The sequence below is a fragment of the Bifidobacterium sp. ESL0745 genome (assembly GCF_029433335.1).
Classification (GTDB): Bacteria; Actinomycetota; Actinomycetes; order Actinomycetales; family Bifidobacteriaceae; genus Bifidobacterium.
Genome location: NZ_JAQTHX010000001.1, coordinates 511,942 through 529,438 on the forward strand (window position 1 = coordinate 511,942; position 17,497 = coordinate 529,438).

The window sequence follows — 17,497 nt, forward strand, 5'->3', positions numbered from 1 at the left end:
TGTCCGAACGGTAGAAGCGACGAAGGCTGCAAGTCTGAATTTGTGTTATTTGTTTGTTTCCGTTGCCGTGGTGATGCCGCGTTCGTCGTTCATGGTCGCGAAATTGAGTCCGATGAGGATACCGCCGCCCACGAGGTTGCCGAGGATGGCCACCACGATCACCAGGATCGCCTTCCACGCGTTGATTACCCCATACATACCGAGGATGAGGAACATCGCGGAATCGGCCACGGAGTGTTCGAAGCCGCAGAAGGTGAAGACCAGCACCGCCACCACCATGATGATGCACTTGGTGAAATCGTTGGAAAGCTTGCCGTTATAGACCATGAGCATGGCGATGTTGATGCAGAAGTTGCAGAAGATCGCGCGCACGAAGAGGTCGCCGATCCCGTCCGCGGAGTTGAGATAGTTGAGTTTGGTGTTGGCCGCCGCGAGCATGACGTCATAACTTGCCCCGGAAATGATGGTCGAGAAGCGCAGGATGACGGCCACGATGAGCGCGCCCAGAAGATTGCCGAGTAGGCACAGGCCGAGGAGCTTCAACGATTGTAACCAACCGATGCGCTTGTGATAGGCACCGACGCTGACAACCATCATATTGGAGGTCAGCAGTTCCGAATTGGTGTAGTAGATGAGCACCAGCGCCCAGCCGAAAGTGGTTCCGGCCAGTACTTTGCCCGCCAGCAGCAGCCCCGGTCCGCCTTTGGAGCTTGCCCCCATGATGACCCAGAACGCGGTGAAAAAGACGCCGACCAGAATGCCTGCCATGGTTGCGCGCTGGATGTAGCGTCCGGTCATCTTGCCGGTCATGGTCTCTTTGCTGTCAAGCGCATCGAGCACGGTCGAGATGAACGCGCGTCCTGGGAACAGTGGTCTGGTCTCGTCCTCGGTCCTTTCGACCTCGGCGATGGTGGTCTTGATTTCGGATAATTTTCCCATGGTTCTTTCTGTGTTTTTGCTCTGTCTATTGATTGATTGGAACGCCAAAAAGTTCGTAGAACTTCATTATGGGCCTGTATGTTCGCCGATTGGTTGGAATATGGTATTTTTGTAACCAAGAACACATGGCAGTTGTGAGAGACGTCACAAATAGCTTGTCATTGCTTTCTTTACGACGCGCCGATGACCCAAGGTCTTGAGAATCATGTATAGTTCTTATCTGTTGTGCGGATGTTGATCTGGTTCATTGAAACGATCGGTGTCCGACTTCGATGGTGGCCATAGCTCAGCAGGTAGAGCATCTGATTGTGGTTCAGAAGGTCGCGCGTTCGAACCGCGTTGGCCACCCCATCAATCCTCGGAATCGCAAGGTTCCGGGGATTTTGTCTTTGGAATTTTGAGTCCAACCCAATATTAGTTAATTTAGGATAACGTTAATTCTTCCAGCGCAGTCTTCCGTCGGATGCTACACGGCAGGTCAATGTATTCGAACTGCGGTCTGATTGTGCCTGTGCGCCCTCTGGTGTGCAAAATGCGCCGCCGTGTGCCTTGCCCATCGATGGTTTTTGAACCTCTTGAGGTGTAGGTTGAGGCTGTGGAACAGGTTGCGTAGCGGGCTGAGGTGCAGGTAGAGGTTGTGGCGCTGGTTTCGCAGGTTGTGCCGCCTGTTGCTGGGCCGGCTTCTGAGTAGGTTGTTGAGCTTGTTGCAGGGCCTGTTGGGAAGATTGTTGTTGATCCTGTTGAGCAGCCGCTTCTTGTTGTGCTTTCTGCTGGTCGTCTGCCTGCTGTTTCTCCTTCAGATCGGCTTGTTCTTTATCCCACTTGTCGGCTTTTTCCTGCGCAGATTTGAGATCTTTCTTTGTTTGATTCAGATCTTTTTCATTTTTCTGGTACTGGGTTTCGAGTTGCTGATAACTGTTGTTCAGCTCTCTGTATTCGGTCGAATCCTTTGGGTTGGAACTCCCGCCTCCACCCATGGCAAAGCCAATAATAAGCGCGATGAAAGCTGCCAGTATGGTCTTCCAATGACGTTTCAGAAAGCCTGGTTTCTTATTTCCCTTTCCTTTGCCATTCTCTGGGAAGTGCTTATTCGGAGATCCGCCCACTGGTGGCAATTGCTGTGTAGGAGCGGGGTTCGCTGCATTCATAGTGTTGGCATCTGCATTTATTCCGCCTTCTGCGGTACCTGTGCTCGTGGTGGCGCTTTTCAACGGCTCGGAATAATACAGTCCCGTGCCGGGTATGGAGGCGCCGACCGTGGCGCCGTTTTTGTTGACCGTGACATGTGGCTCCCCGTGCTTGCCAACAGTGAGCCCGGTTATTCCTTTTTTGCCAATGTTGACGCGCAGGTCTTTGCCTAAATTGACGCTCTTCCTCAATCTCCATCCCATGATCTTCTCTTTCGTTTGGCGATGGTGCCATGTCTAGTTTACTGCAATATCTGCGAAATTTCGTCAATAAAGCGATGTCAGATAAGGTCAGAGCGTTATTTCCCGTTATGCGGCCTTACCTTGGAGGCGTTATCGAAACGTAATACGTCTTGTGATATGAAGAGAATGATGATATGAGATTGAAAAGATGGGAGTCGGCTACCGAATGGCCATTGACGATTCTTTCGGTTGTTTTTCTTGTGATTTATGCCTGGCAGATTCTCGCGGAACCAAGAGGGTTTTGGGGCAGTGTCTCAGAATGGTCGATGAATGCGCTTTGGCTGCTTTTTGCCATTGACTATGTGGTTTCTTTCCTGCTTGCCGATGGCAAATGGAATTTCTTCAAATCGCATCTGTTCGACTTGGCTGTTGTGGCATTGCCGATCATCCGACCATTGCGGGCGTTGCGCGTTCTCAGCGCACTGAATGCGCTGCACAAGACCAGCGGCATGGCACTTCGGGGCAAAATTGTGATTTACGTGGTTGCATGCGCCGTTCTTCTGGTAATCGTAGGCTCTCTCGCCGTACTTGACGAGGAGCGTTACGCGCCAGGAGCCACCATCAAAACGTGGCCGGACGCGCTATGGTGGACGTTCGTCACCATCACCACGGTGGGGTATGGCGACTATGCCCCGGTCACAGCGACCGGAAGGGTGATAGCGTTTGTTCTTATGGTCGCCGGTATCGGCATTATCGGTGTTGTCACAGGCACTTTTGGCTCGTGGATCGTCGACCAGGTAAGCGTCGACGAGGAAAAGAACACTGAAATAACACGTCAGCAGATCGAGGAGTTGTCACAGCGTCTCGAGCATATCGAGCAGATGCTGGAAAAGGAGAATAGCGACGTTCCTTCTAATTAGGGTATGTCCAATAAGATAATGTCCCTCATTTGCCGGTATAAGGTCATAGTCCAACGATGGTGTCGAGACCGGCCGAAAGACAATTCAAGTTATCGGCTACCGCAAAGTCGATTTTGCGTTTTTGAACCTTGGATACGGCGGATAAGTCAGTCTCAACGTATCCGGGAACGTTGGCTTGCTGGTCACGGTTTTGACGTGGCTGAACTCGAGAAAACCGGTTTTGCCGTGGTAGGAACCCATGCCGGAGGCCCCGGCGCCGCCGAAGGGCAGACGACTGGAAAGCAAGTGTCCAAGTGGCAGGTTGAATCCGAGCGCGCCTGAGCTGGTATGCCGTTCGAAGAGCTGCCGGGTGGCCTTGGAACGGGTAAATACATATAACGCCAACGGTTTCGGGCGTTTGTTGATGAACGTAACCGCCTCTTTTGCGTTGCGCACGGCAATAATCGGTAGAATTGGACCGAAGATTTCCTCTTTCATCACGGGGTCGTCAGCTCGGACATCGGTGAGGATAGTCGGGGCGATGTAGAGGCGCTCGCGATCCGTTTTGCCGCCGTCGAATGTTTTTGCGCCGTCCGGCAGCAACTTGGCAAGCCTATCGAATTGCTTGGTGTTGACGATACGTCCGTAACTGGCGGATTCAGCGGGGTTGTCACCAAAGAATTTTCGCGTGAAAGTGGCGATTTTCTGTGCCAAGGGTTTGACCAAGTCAGGAGTGGTCAGAACATAATCCGGCGCCACACAGGTCTGGCCGGCATTCGTAAAGCGGCCCCAGGCGATGCGTCCGGCCGCGACATCGAGATTGGCGCTCGCGTCTACAAACACAGGGGATTTACCGCCCAATTCAAGAGTTACCGGCGTGAGGTGTTTCGCCGCTGCCGTCATGATGATCGAGCCGACTTTGCCGTTTCCAGTATAGAAAATATGATCGAACGGTTGTGTCAACAGCTCTGTGGTTTCGGGTACTGCGCCTTGGACGACGGCAAACGCGCGGGGATCGAGATATTCGTCGATAAGCTTTTCCAACAATGCGCTGGTGTTGGGGGAGAGCTCGGAAGGCTTGAGACATACGCAGTTGCCGGCCGCGATGGCATCGACCATCGGTTCAAGGCTCAGCATCAGCGGATAGTTCCACGGCGAAATCACCAGAACGACGCCTTTGGGTTCGGCTATCGTCCAGCTTCTCGCCGGCTGCATCAAAAGTGGCATAGCCACATGGTGTCGCCCGCTCCAACGTTCTAAACGCGGCTTGACGAATTTTATCTCGTCGAGAACGAGCTTGATTTCCATCAACGCTGTTTCGGCCGCCGGCTTGCCAAGATCGAGATACACTGCCCACTCGATATCCTTTCGATGAGCAGTGATCATGCGTTTCATACGTTCGAGTTGCTCGCGGCGCCATGCCAAAGACAGTGTTTGATCGGTAGTGAAAAAGTGGTGAAGCCCGGTTACGGTCTCATTCATATCCATCATGTTCCTGTCCTTCATCGTGCGTTCGTCGGTATGCTCAACTCTATATGTCCATGGCGAACGACGAACGTAACAGTTGTCATTACGATGTTGGATTTTCTGGCTCGGGAACATGCTACATTCGTGGTGTCAGCGCTGTTTATCTTTATTGGAAAGGCATGTTCATGACCACCGAAGTTACACGCGAATTTATCCAGGGATTGCCCAAAGCCGAGCTTCATCTTCATATCGAAGGGACCTTGGAACCCGAACTGAAGCTCGAATTGGCCAAGCGCAACCACGTTGATATTGGCCAAAGCACGATTGAAGAGGTCCGCAAGACCTACCAATACGACGATCTCGCCTCGTTCCTGGCTGTGTATTATCCTGCCATGAATGTGTTGCAGAACGAACAGGATTTCTATGATCTCGCCTTTGCCTACCTCCGGCGTGCTGCCGCCAACCATGTGCGTCACGTCGAGATATTCTTTGATCCGCAGGCCCACACCTCCCGCGGCATCGCTTTCGAAACCGTGATTCACGGGTTGCATCGTGCCATCGTCGATGCCCGCGCTCTGAATGTCGACGCTGATCTGATTATGTGTTTCCTACGCGATTTCTCAAAAGAATCGGCACGTAAGACCTTGCTTGAGGCATTGCCGTTTAAGGATTGGATTCTGGGCATCGGACTGGACTCCGATGAGCACAACAATCCGCCGCTCAAGTTCGCGCGTCAGTACGAGGATGCCGCCGCCGCGGGACTACATCTGACAGCCCATTGCGATATCGACCAGGTCGGTTCCATCGACCACATTCGTCAGGCGTTGGAAATCATGGGTGTGGAGCGCATCGACCACGGCACCAATATCGTAGAAGATCCAGACTTGGTCGATTTCGCTGTCAGCCACAACATCGGTATGACTTCCTGCCCGCTTTCGAACTCCTTCGTACGCCCAGAAATGAAGGGCGAGGAGATTGTGGAACTGCTCGGTAAGGGTGTCAAGATATGTGTCAACTCCGATGATCCGGCGTACTTCGGCGGTTACATCAGCGACAATTACTACGCGCTGGCCGATCAGTTCGGACTAAGCCGAGATCAGGTCGTTCAACTGGCACGAAATTCCTTCGAAGCTTCCTGGATCAGTGACGAAAAGAAGGCACTTTACCTGGCTCAATTGGATGATTATGTCGCCAAGAATTGAGCAGGGGCTTATCGTTGGATGCTGAGTAAACATCGCTGCCCGGTGATTCCAAGCAAGTGATGTCGCACAGGTCGGAGTGTCTGCTTGAAAATGTGGCCTAGGAAAATAATTATTTGATTTTTTCCTAGGCTACGTTTTTTATGTTGACAAGATATTAGACGTTTGTTGAAAGCTAAAGTAGACGAATATCTGTTATTTCCCGCAACACGGTTTGTCCGCGGGAGTGTGGTATTCTACTTACTTGTGTGTGCCAGTGGCATGCCTTATGTAACAGGCGTGGGCACTGGGATATCCCGGAACTTGTTAGATTGCGCGCAGCAATGCGGCGGCAGGAGAGCGAAGGGCCATCGGGCCGGTGGACTGTGGCTGTCTCATTTCGATTCGTCGATTGGGGCTGCAGCGAGGCGGCTCCGCAAGAAATAAAGATCTACGAATCGGAGAACTGAAGTTGCCTACTATAGAACAACTTGTCCGCAAAGGACGTAAGGCAAAGTCAAAGAAATCCAAGACTTTGGCCTTGAAGGGTAGCCCGCTGCGTCGTGGCGTGTGCACCCGTGTGTATACCACTACACCGAAGAAGCCGAATTCCGCGTTGCGTAAGGTCGCCCGTGTGCGCCTGAGCTCCGGCATCGAAGTAACCGCCTATATTCCGGGCGAGGGCCACAACTTGCAGGAGCACTCCATCGTGCTCGTCCGCGGTGGCCGTGTGAAGGATCTTCCTGGTGTGCGTTACCACATCGTGCGCGGCGCGCTCGATACCCAGGGTGTCAAGGACCGCAAGCAGGGACGCTCCCTGTACGGCGCAAAGAAGGCGAAGTAAGAGATATGTCACGTAAAGGACCATCCAAGAAGCATCAGCTGCTCCCTGATCCGATCTACGGCTCGACCGTGGTCGCTCAGCTCATCAACAAGATCCTGCTCGACGGCAAGAAGTCGATCGCCGAAGACATCGTCTACTCCGCACTTGACATGGTCAAGGAGAAGACCGATCAGGAACCCGTCGCCGTTTTGAAGCGCGCACTTGATAATATCCGCCCGTCCCTCGAAGTTCGTTCCCGCCGTGTCGGCGGCGCGACCTATCAGGTCCCCGTCGAGGTCAAGCCCAACCGTGCGAACGCCCTGAGCCTTCGCTGGCTGACCGACTTCTCGCGCAAGCGTCGTGAGAAGACCATGGCCGAGCGTCTCGCCAACGAGATCCTCGATGCCTCCAACGGCCTCGGTGCTTCCGTCAAGCGCCGCGAGGATACCCACAAGATGGCCGAGGCCAACAAGGCCTTCGCTCACTATCGCTGGTAATTTCGCTAGACGAGTTAAGGTAAGGAAACATTTATGGCACTTGATGTGCTCAGTGACCTCAATGAGGTCCGCAACATCGGCATCATGGCTCACATCGATGCCGGTAAGACAACGTGTACGGAACGTATTCTGTACTACACCGGCAAGAACTACAAGATCGGCGAGACGCACGAAGGCGCCTCGACCATGGACTTCATGGCCCAGGAAAAGGAACGTGGCATCACCATTCAGTCTGCTGCGACCACCTGCTTCTGGAACCGTCAGACCCATGATCCCGACAAGAAGTTCCAGATCAACATCATCGACACCCCCGGCCACGTGGACTTCACGGCCGAGGTGGAGCGTTCGCTGCGCGTGCTCGATGGCGCTGTTGCCGTCTTCGATGGCAAGGAGGGCGTTGAGCCCCAGAGCGAAACCGTGTGGCGTCAGGCTGACAAGTACGGCGTGCCGCGCATCTGCTTCATCAACAAGATGGATAAGCTCGGAGCCGATTTCTACTACTCCGTCGATACCATCAAGAAGAAGCTCGGAGCTGTCCCGCTGGTCGTCCAGCTGCCAATTGGTGCCGAGAACGACTTCGTCGGCATGGTCGATCTCATCCGTATGAAGGCCTACGTCTGGAATGATGTCACCACCGATCTCGGTGCTCACTACGATACCGTCGATATCCCTGATGATTTGAAGGACAAGGCTGAGCAGTATCGTTCTGAGCTTCTCGACCAGGTGGCCGAGTCCGACGACGATCTAATGGAGAAGTACCTCGACTCTGGTGAGATGAGTGAAGAGGAGATCCGCGCGGGTATCCGCAAGCTCACCATCGAGCGCAAGGCCTATCCGGTCCTCTGTGGTTCCGCCTTCAAGGACAAGGGCATTCAGCCGCTGCTTGACGCAGTGGTTGATTACCTTCCCAGCCCCGAGGACGTCCCCGCCATCGTTGGCTTCAAGCCCGGTGACGAGTCCCAGGAGATCGACCGCAAACCCACGATGGACGATCCGTTCGCCGCGCTGGTCTTCAAGATCTCGACCCACCCCTTCTATGGCAAGCTTGTGTTCGTGCGCGTTTACTCCGGCTCCATCAAGCCCGGTGACACCGTGCTCGATTCCACGAAGGACAAGAAGGAACGTGTCGGCAAGATCTTCCAGATGCACGCCGACAAGGAGAATCCCGTTGACGCTGCCGAAGCCGGCAACATCTACACGCTCGTTGGTCTGAAGAACGTTTCCACCGGCGACACCCTGTGCGCCGAAAACGCTCCGATTTCCCTTGAGTCCATGACCTTCCCGGACCCGGTGATCGAGGTCGCTGTGGAGCCGAAGACCAAGGCCGATCAGGAGAAGATGAGCCTCGCTCTGGCGAAGCTCGCCGACGAGGACCCGACCTTCCAGGTCAAGACCGATGAGGAAAGCGGCCAGACGCTGATTTCCGGCATGGGCGAGCTCCAGCTCGATATCATCGTTGACCGTATGCGCCGCGAGTTCAACGTCGACTGCAACGTCGGCAACCCGCAGGTCGCCTACCGCGAGACCATCCGCAAGGCCGTTATGAACCAGGAATACACCCACAAGAAGCAGACGGGTGGTTCCGGCCAGTTCGCAAAGGTCTTGATGAACTTCGAGCCAATCGACCCCGCCGAGGGCAAGGACTACGAGTTCGTCAACGAGGTCACCGGCGGCCATATCACCAAGGAATTCATTCCTTCGATCGATGCTGGTGTGCAGGAGGCCATGGAGTCCGGCGTGCTCGCCGGGTTCCCGGTGGTCGGCGTCAAGGCGACCGTCACCGATGGCCAGATCCACGATGTCGATTCCTCCGAGCTCGCGTTCAAGATCGCCGGTTCCATGGCGTTCAAGACCGCGGCCCCGAAGGCAAAGCCCGTCATCCTCGAGCCGATCATGGCCGTCGAGGTGCGTACCCCTGAGGAGTACATGGGCGACGTTATGGGCGATCTCAACTCCCGTCGTGGCAACATCACCGAAATGAAGGACGCCACCGGCGTCAAGGTCATCGAGGCGAAGGTCCCGCTGAGCGAGATGTTCGGCTATATCGGTGATCTGCGTTCCAAGACTCAGGGCCGCGCAATGTTCACCATGCAAATGGATTCGTATGCAGAGGTGCCGAAGGCGGTCTCCGAGGAGATCATCAAGGCCCAGCGCGGCGAATAAAATACTTCGCCCAAGGCGTGTCTGTCTCCAGTCAGCATTAAAATTTTTTACTACTGACTGGGTTCGGGCACTTTGTGGCAGGTAACCCAGAAACCCAGTAAACTGTAGCGAGTATCCCGAGGTTGAAAGCTCGGGAATAACTACGAAACGTCCAGGAGGACAAAGTAATGGCAGAAAAGGAAAAGTACGAGCGGACCAAGCCGCACGTTAACATCGGCACCATTGGCCACGTTGATCACGGTAAGACGACCCTGACCGCGGCCATCTCGAAGGTGCTGCACGAAGAGTACCCCGACCTCAACCCGGAGTATGACTTCGATCAGATTGATGCTGCTCCTGAAGAGAAGCAGCGTGGTATCACAATCAACATCGCCCACATCGAGTATCAGACGGCCAAGCGCCACTATGCTCACGTGGATTGCCCCGGCCACGCCGATTTCGTGAAGAACATGATCACCGGCGCCGCTCAGATGGATGGTGCGATCCTTGTGGTCGCCGCCACTGATGGCCCGATGGCTCAGACCCGCGAGCACGTTCTGCTCGCCCGCCAGGTAGGCGTGCCGAAGATTCTCGTTGCGCTCAACAAGTGCGATATGGTCGACGACGAAGAGCTTATCGAGCTCGTCGAAGAAGAGGTCCGCGACCTTCTCGAAGAAAACGGCTTTGATCGTGACTGCCCGGTCATCCGCACTTCCGCTTATGGCGCTCTGCATGATGACGCACCGGATCACGAGAAGTGGGTCCAGACCATCAAGGAACTCATGGATGCCGTCGACGATTACATCCCGACCCCTGTCCACGACCTTGACAAGCCGTTCCTGATGCCTATCGAAGATGTCTTCACCATCTCCGGCCGTGGCACCGTGGTCACCGGCCGTGTCGAGCGTGGCCGTATCCCGGTCAACGCACCGGCAGAGATCGTTGGCCTTCGTCCGACGCAGACCACCACCGTCACCTCCATCGAGACCTTCCACAAGCAGATGGATGAGGCTCAGGCTGGCGACAACACCGGTCTGCTGCTCCGCGGCATCAACCGTGACGACGTCGAGCGTGGCCAGGTTGTGGCCAAGCCCGGCACCGTGACCCCGCATCATAAGTTCGAGGGCGAAGTCTACGTCTTGACGAAGGATGAGGGCGGCCGTCATTCGCCGTTCTTCTCCAACTATCGTCCGCAGTTCTACTTCCGCACCACTGACGTCACCGGCGTCATCACGTTGCCGGAAGGCGTCGAGATGGTTCAGCCTGGCGATCACGCCACCTTCACCGTCGAGCTGATTCAGCCCGTCGCGATGGAGAATGGCCTGACCTTCGCAGTCCGCGAAGGCGGTCACACGGTTGGTTCAGGCCGTGTCACCAAGGTGATCGAGTAGTTCTAAAACATAAGTTGTAGTTCGACTTAGCATTGTGCCCCGCACTAAGGTTGCGGGGCACAATTGTATTTTAGGCCGATTTTGCAAATGTTTGGGATTATTTGAAACGTTTGGGATTATTTGAAACGTTTGGGATTACTAAAAAGACAGTATCTGAAGCATCCAGGCAAAAAGAATTAGTCAGTTTCCTTTTGCCAAGTGTCACAATAACGAATGCCGTTTTCTTAGACCATGTGTACATGGTCTAAGAAAACGGCATGAACTTCTATTTGCTGTGGTCTCTGCTAATTGCGGGAATAGCAGGAGAGAAAAATGCTTATTCCTGAAACGAAACAGGGAAAGGTCAGGACTCCGACTTTTCCACATTCTTCTTTTTCTCTCTAATTTTCTCCAGCATTGTGTCATCCAAATCGATAAGCGTATATAGCATATTGTCGAATTGTTTCTTTACCTGACGAACATCGTCTGGATCGTTATCGGAATTTGATTCGATCGGTGCCGATTCCGGCGTGTTGTTTCCTGCTTTTCTGTTGCTCAAGTTCTCTTCGAGCATTGTTGACAGGGGCTTGACAAAATCGGAGAGAACGGCAGTACGATGATCGAATTTTTTTCCTGGATAAAGGAAATGGTGCTTATCGAACTCGCGTTCATCGAATGGGCCCATGACTGCCTTGCCATTTTCTTCATAAGGCTTTTCACTGCTTTCAAGTTCGATTTCCATGTCGGTTTCCTTGTTCGTCTTATCTGCATTCTCTTTCAGAGCTTCTCCTAATAGCACGGTAATGAACCGACTGCAATAGATATTGACATTGCTGTAGGTAAACCAGAAAACTTTTCCATCGATCATTCCGTTCATCAGCGGCCGCAAAGCCGTTGCAGTGGAAACGTCAAGTATGGTGTCTGAGGAGGATTCGGAATCTTGATTAGCTTCTTGGATGGTCGAATTGCCATCTTCGGCTTCAGAGGTTTCAGCCTTGGGCTTCTCTTTGTATTTTTCCAACCATTTGTCGATAAACGAATCGAGCGAAAGAAGTCTGTCCGCAGGAGCATGCCGTTTCAAAAGATTGAGATAAGTGGTATTCCATTTCTCTTGGGCATCGCCTTGTTTGCCTTGTATATCGAACACGATGGCAAGAAAATCATCGGTCCTATCTTCGTTATCTTCTTCCTGGTCCGTACCTTGGTTTGAAGTCAGGACCAGCGACAGGCTATCTGGACTTGGATTGTCTTCATCGAATGTAGACAGGCCATCAGAGATGTATTTCATGGGATCACGCAGGATGGTTCGATATATCGAATATGTTTGTTCTGTTCCGTTCTGCGTGCGAATTCTTCTGAAATGATTCAGGGACAGATCAGAACGGCCTTGCTGACTATTGGAGAGTTTGTCAGCCGCGATCATCAGGTTTTTATGTGTGATGGGGAAGAGTCCGCTTTGCAGGAGTTGGGAATCGGCGGAAGCCACGTTATAGTCTTGGGACTGATAGAATTTAATTACCGAATCCTGGTCCAATACAGCTTTGTTCTGCGAAGTCTTCGCACTTGTATCATCGGTCTTCTCATTGACGTCTTGAGAAATGATGAATCTGGCGAGTTCCAGCGTCTGGGTATATTGCGCATTTTCCGGAACAGATTTCAACGCGATGCTGATGAGCTTCAACTTGCGTTCGTTATCCTTCTGCAATGCCTGGTCATCAGGGACTTTCTTCGCAGAAGAAGCTTTCGACAAGTCCGAAGAAGTGAGGATGATATCAAACAGATGTGGTGATTGCACCAGTGTGTTGATGATCGGCTCGATACGATTGGAGTACTTGCTGAATATTTCAGGGAGAAAAATATTGCCGATCTCATCGTAATGTTTTGATGCGGTTCTGATCATTTGTTCTGCTTTATCAGGTTCATCAACATGATCTTGGTGTGCCTTGTCGAGATAACCTCTTTGAAGCAGATAACGGAATAGCGAGAGGTTTACGAGGTACTCCTTCGTGAAATCGAAATTCTCCCACTCGTTCAGCCGGAAGATTGTGGCTTCAGCATCTTTGTCCTTCTGGTTCTTGTAAAAGTCGAAGAAGGGGTCCGCGATTCCCGGGTCGATGACGTGGCGGAAGAAAAGAGTCAGATTTGCCAGATTCGGCGTTCCTTTTATTTCTTTGCCGTCCTTATCCTTGCCGGCGTTTATTTCCGTGTCGTTTTCTTCGGTGTTTTTATTGACATAGATGACATATGATTTGTCGATGTCTCCCGCAGCCATAAGGTCCTTGGCCAGCTTTGGATTCGAGGTGGGTTTTTGCTGGTAAATGATGTCGATCATTTCGCCCAGTGAGTATGTTTTTTGCGGTTCGTCGGCGTTGTCGTCAGTGAGATGGTAACGCTGCACGATATCTTTTGGAAGAGGCGCCTTGTCGTTTTCCCCATCGGTAAGAAGATACTCGAAATCGGCGTTCCAAAGCTTGTTTTCTTTTTTCCGTAGTTTCGAGATGGCCCCTTTGACTTTATCGACGGTTGTATTTTGTACTGAACTGTCAAAAGCGCTGAGGAATGAGGTGATGTCGGCGTCCAGAGCTTGGTCGTCATTATTGCCGCGGTCGTTGATTCTATTTAAGAGATCCTGTGCCTGGCTTATCTGATCGCGTGTTATGCGCATCTGTTCAGTGATGATTTTTCTGCTGCACAGATAGACGTTGTCCAATTTGCTGTGGCCGGTGGGAATACTTTCGAAATCCTCTGAATACACGGCATGATAAATGGCCATGGCAAGCCGTTTGTCATTGTCATTGTTCTTCTCCGTGTCGGGCAACTTATACATTCGGTATTCGTCGGTTATCGCCTTCAACAAACGCATATCGCTCAAATACTTGGAAGTCGTCTTGAGAACGTTACGGACTTTGGTCTTGGTGGCTTTTGCGGTTCTGCGCTCAGCGTCTGGGATTTTTTCGGCATCGGATGATGCGTTATCGCCTTCGTCTTCTGGGTAGAGAAGCCGGTCGAATTCCTGGAAGGACGTGGTGGAAGAGATGATGGGGTAGATGGGGATGATGATATCGAAGAACTTTGTCCTCGATGTTCCTGGTTGGAATGTCACATAAGACGGATCGTCGTCTGTCTTTTTGGCTTCAGCGGCCTGTTGTCGGTTATCGGATTCGAAGAGGCTGTCGCGCAAGGCATAGATAAAACGGATGCTGCGATGGTGATCCGTTCCGGTGACGGTCGGAGCATTGTTGAGTATGGAGTTGAGTTCTCTGAGACTGTTGAAAATCTCTGACTCATTGAATCTGTCAAGATCTTCGAAGACAATGATGTTCAGGTTTTTGTTGGTTTCGAACGAATAGACGATCTCATCAAGTAGCTTGTCGAAATAAGTCGAATTCTCCCCTAATTTTATCGAACTGTCACCAAATGAGGTTTCGATATTATTCAGGCTCATACTGATATGGGATTTTTGGATCAAAGAATTGCAAAGGAGGCTAAGACCTACTGCGCATGCAATCGCCAAAACCGCATAGATACTGATGATGGCAGGTTCCGGCGTATCAAACTGTTTGAGGAATGTTGCAATCGGCAGGAGAAGAAGAAGCAATATCGTGAGGGCGATTCCTGAGATGAGTGCCTCTATCTTCACCTTCTTGGGATCGGGCTGGTGCAGGCGTGCGAATTGGGAGCGTGGGGCCTGCTCGGGCTCGTTGCTGTAGATAAGTTGCTTGACAATCGAGTGCTGAATGAGTTGGCTGATGGATTCGTTTGCAGAACCATCCTCTTTTTCATCATCGTTGTCTTTGTTCTTGGTCTTCTTCTTGGTCTTGCTTGGCTCCTCCTGGGTGGGAGGCTTGATGGTCGACAGGGAGATGATTCTGGTCTGGTCGCCATAGTGAGCGTTCTTGTATGTTGCTGTTTCCTTATTGTGCAAGAGTCCATCGATAACGCTGCTTTTGCCGGAGCCGTAGATACCGGACAAAGCGATGTTGTGATTTTCGGGATCGTCCAAAGCCTGATAGAGAGCATCCAAAGTCCTTGCTTGAGACTTGGCATAATGCGGTCGGAGGTTTTCAAGTTTTGGTGCGGTATCGGCAGCGGTAAAATTATCCTCTTCGGCTGGTGGCACCGAGTCGTTTTGTGTTGTGTTCATGGGAACCCTTATTGAAAAATAATTAAGTTATAAATAGTATGAATTGAAATCAACGATGAATTTAGAAGATAAGCTTGTCGAAGCGGTTATAGCAATCCACCAGGTCCGTCAGGTGGACGAGGCCACGGATATCTACAAAATCATGTCCTCTTGCCTGCAACTGGCGGGGGTAGAAAAAGGTCTTTTCCCAGTGGTCAGGTAGGGGGCGGGATTCAGAATCGTCGTTTTTGCCGCCTTTTGATGAACTTCTCCATTTTTCCGGCAAAATGGTTGTGAGCATCTCTTTTCTGGTGAAAATAAGAAAATGAGGTACATAATCCGGGTCTTCGACGCTGAGTACGAATACTTCATTATCCTTATTATTGAGTTGGGCTCCATTTATCGAGCACCACGTGGCAATACTATAAGGATAGTAATGCTCTGTTGGCGAATGTCCGCCTGAGGCGACGCATATCTGATGCTGGGTACGGCCATCGGTACCAATAACATACATCTGCGCTCCCCGACCCCTGTTGACGGTAACGCCAAATGATGCCATGACCGCTGTCAGTGTGCGATAGGCTTTTGTGGCTGTCGTATCCGGTTGGACGTCGCTGTCTGCATCGGTTATGCCGCATAATCGTTTGAGTGTATCCATCTCCAAAGCGATGGCTTCTTCATCATCGAGTGGCGTTTTATCTGTATCTGTATTTTCCCTCACAGAGAAAAATACTAATCAAAAATATGGACTATGTTTTGAAATTCATTGAGAAATTCGTTCCTTCAAAAACATATTTGGTTTCGACAACAATCGGGTTGCCGGGACACGCTCTTTGCTATCGGGAACGCCTTTTCTGCGAAGATGTATCGCGTGTCTGTAGTACACCTCAATTAATGTATAAGAAAAGAGAAAGTGAGTATGGTGCTATGGCCAGTAAAGTAGAAGAAAATCAAAACCCAACGGTTCTTCCTGTCCCTAAGAAAACCGAATATTTGGCTCGCACCTTTTCCCGCACCAAGCGTAAGGATTTCGAGAACTATGTGCTCAATGCCGTGTGGAATCGTTTGGCGATGCCCGAAATACAACCGGTAAGTCAGCAGCTGGTCATGACAAAAGATCACCATTATTTTATCGATCTGTACTTTCCGCAAATCAACTTCGGTGTTGAATGCGACGAACCGTATCATCGAGGGCAGCTTGAACAGGATCGTCAGCGGCTTATCACTATAGAGGACACGTTCGGCGCGATCCGTGAGGATGTGGCCTATCAGTGCTATCGGGTGAATCTGAGTGTTGAAACGTCCGATGAGGTTGAGCGGCAGATTGATGAATGCGTGCGGAAGATAAGAAACCTTGTCGAGAGCCGTAAGCAGCAGGGCAAGTTCATTCCTTGGAGATTCGATGGGCGGGAATATGAGGAATATTTTGCCGATAAGGATGTGATAACGGATCACGACGATATCACGTTCCCTACCATCGCAGCGGCCTGCAATACAATATTCGGTACTGATTATGCCGGGATTCAAAGGGGCTGTTTCAAGCCGAACACCTTCGACAACGCCGGTTACAGTGATTATGTCGCATGGTTCCCCAAAATGGCTGTTGATGGTCAGCCGAGGAATAAAAATTGGAACAACACCGTTGATGTGTATCATGAGTTCATCCATCAGATGCCTACGGAAAAATGGAAGAACGACCCTGATTTCAAACCGCAGACCAAACCTGATGGCCACAAGCTGATCACATTTGCGAATATGAAGGACAAGCTGACTGGCCATCCAGGGTATCGTTTTCTTGGGATATACAAGACCGTTGAATGTTTTCCTGGCGGTGGTGACCTGAAAAAACAGGATGGGAAAGTATTCCATATTATTCGTCCGCTCAATTAGTCGTGCCGCGGCGAGAAGTTTTTACGGCTTTAAAGACCCGGAGAATCGCATTCAATCTGTAAGCATGAAGGAATTGAATCTGTACACCCGACGTGGCATAATTACCAAGGCATTTTATGAATGCAAATCGTTTGAAAAGTAAATGACTAAGGTGACGAGACGTGGCACAAACTAGCAATGACATCAAAAACGGGTCGGTATTGAACCTCGACGGACAGCTTTGGACCGTCACGAAATTCCAGCACGTCAAGCCCGGCAAAGGGCCGGCTTTCGTGCGTACCACCATCAAGAACGTGCTTTCTGGCAAGATCGTCGACAGGACGTTCAACGCCGGCATGAAGATGGACTTCGAGACCGTCGACAATCGCACGTTGCAGTATTCCTATGAGGAAGGCGATACCTTCGTTTTCATGGATATGACCACCTACGATCAGGTCAGCATCCCCAAGGAACTCGTCGGCGACCAGGCCAAGTTCCTGCTGGAAGGCACTGATTGCATCGTCAGCTTCCACGACGGCACCCCGCTGAGCGTAGAGCTTCCGGCATCCGTGATCTTGAAGGTCACTTCGACCGAGCCCGGCGTGCAGGGCAACCGCGCGAACGCTGGTACCAAGCCCGCCACCGTGGAAACCGGTGCCGAGATTCAGGTGCCGCTTTTCGTGGGCGAAGGCGAAATGGTCAAGGTGGACACCCGCGACGGTTCCTACCTCGGTCGCGAAAACAACTGATTTTCCTCCTTTCTGGCTTGGTTTGGCTTCGTCAACCAGGTCGGAATACCATATTTATCAACGGTAAACCA

General features: G+C 51.7%; 13 protein-coding genes and 1 tRNA gene. 9 read left to right on the forward strand and 5 right to left on the reverse strand.

Annotation, left to right across the window (positions count from 1 at the left end; translation table 11 throughout):
• Window positions 1–45: 45 nt before the first annotated feature.
• Complete coding sequence (locus tag PT275_RS01835; protein ID WP_277151812.1) at window positions 46–939, reverse strand: formate/nitrite transporter family protein; 894 nt, start codon at window positions 937–939, stop codon at window positions 46–48.
• Window positions 940–1,214: 275 nt separating this feature from the next.
• Between PT275_RS01835 and PT275_RS01840 the strand changes: the two genes are divergently transcribed.
• Window positions 1,215–1,290: transfer RNA gene (locus tag PT275_RS01840), tRNA-His, on the forward strand.
• Window positions 1,291–1,373: 83 nt separating this feature from the next.
• On the opposite strand, the gene PT275_RS01845 is transcribed toward PT275_RS01840, so the two are convergent.
• Entirely contained in the window at window positions 1,374–2,330 is a 957-nt protein-coding gene (locus tag PT275_RS01845) for a DUF4236 domain-containing protein (protein ID WP_277151814.1), read from the reverse strand.
• Between the two features lie 173 nt (window positions 2,331–2,503).
• On the opposite strand from PT275_RS01845, the gene PT275_RS01850 reads away from it, so the two are divergent.
• A complete protein-coding gene (locus PT275_RS01850; protein ID WP_277151816.1) occupies window positions 2,504–3,229 on the forward strand; it encodes a potassium channel family protein in 726 nt (241 codons plus the stop codon).
• Window positions 3,230–3,325: 96 nt separating this feature from the next.
• Here PT275_RS01850 and PT275_RS01855 read toward each other — a convergent pair whose 3' ends face one another.
• On the reverse strand, window positions 3,326–4,690 hold the full coding sequence (locus tag PT275_RS01855; RefSeq protein ID WP_277153618.1) for an aldehyde dehydrogenase family protein: 1,365 nt from the start codon (window positions 4,688–4,690) through the stop codon (window positions 3,326–3,328).
• Window positions 4,691–4,860: 170 nt separating this feature from the next.
• Between PT275_RS01855 and PT275_RS01860 the strand changes: the two genes are divergently transcribed.
• The 5 genes from PT275_RS01860 (at window position 4,861) to tuf (ending at window position 10,706) form a co-directional block, all read left to right on the forward strand.
• Window positions 4,861–5,877: an adenosine deaminase gene (locus PT275_RS01860; protein ID WP_277151819.1), complete on the forward strand. Its 1,017-nt coding sequence runs from the start codon at window positions 4,861–4,863 to the stop codon at window positions 5,875–5,877.
• 448 nt (window positions 5,878–6,325) lie between these two features.
• A complete protein-coding gene (rpsL, locus tag PT275_RS01865; RefSeq protein ID WP_277141808.1) occupies window positions 6,326–6,697 on the forward strand; it encodes a 30S ribosomal protein S12 in 372 nt (123 codons plus the stop codon).
• 5 nt (window positions 6,698–6,702) lie between these two features.
• Window positions 6,703–7,173, forward strand: a complete 471-nt coding sequence (gene rpsG, locus PT275_RS01870; RefSeq protein WP_277141807.1) for a 30S ribosomal protein S7 — start codon at window positions 6,703–6,705, stop codon at window positions 7,171–7,173.
• Window positions 7,174–7,206: 33 nt separating this feature from the next.
• The gene (fusA, locus tag PT275_RS01875; RefSeq protein ID WP_277151821.1) at window positions 7,207–9,336 is read left to right on the forward strand and encodes an elongation factor G; all 2,130 of its coding nucleotides are present in this window, start codon (window positions 7,207–7,209) and stop codon (window positions 9,334–9,336) included.
• 167 nt (window positions 9,337–9,503) lie between these two features.
• Window positions 9,504–10,706 (forward strand): elongation factor Tu, encoded by a 1,203-nt coding sequence (gene tuf, locus PT275_RS01880; protein WP_277151823.1) that lies wholly within the window; start codon window positions 9,504–9,506, stop codon window positions 10,704–10,706.
• Between the two features lie 343 nt (window positions 10,707–11,049).
• Here the strand turns inward: tuf and PT275_RS01885 are convergent, their stop codons facing one another.
• Together PT275_RS01885 and PT275_RS01890 are read right to left on the reverse strand one after the other, a co-directional pair.
• Complete coding sequence (locus PT275_RS01885; RefSeq protein ID WP_277151825.1) at window positions 11,050–14,829, reverse strand: hypothetical protein; 3,780 nt, start codon at window positions 14,827–14,829, stop codon at window positions 11,050–11,052.
• Window positions 14,830–14,890: 61 nt separating this feature from the next.
• On the reverse strand, window positions 14,891–15,529 hold the full coding sequence (locus PT275_RS01890) for a hypothetical protein (RefSeq protein WP_277151828.1): 639 nt from the start codon (window positions 15,527–15,529) through the stop codon (window positions 14,891–14,893).
• Between the two features lie 23 nt (window positions 15,530–15,552).
• Between PT275_RS01890 and PT275_RS01895 the strand changes: the two genes are divergently transcribed.
• Both PT275_RS01895 and efp read left to right on the forward strand, forming a co-directional pair.
• A complete protein-coding gene (locus PT275_RS01895; protein ID WP_277151830.1) occupies window positions 15,553–16,698 on the forward strand; it encodes an AbaSI family restriction endonuclease in 1,146 nt (381 codons plus the stop codon).
• Window positions 16,699–16,859: 161 nt separating this feature from the next.
• The gene (gene efp / locus PT275_RS01900) at window positions 16,860–17,426 is read left to right on the forward strand and encodes an elongation factor P (RefSeq protein WP_277150715.1); all 567 of its coding nucleotides are present in this window, start codon (window positions 16,860–16,862) and stop codon (window positions 17,424–17,426) included.
• Window positions 17,427–17,497 lie beyond the last annotated feature (71 nt).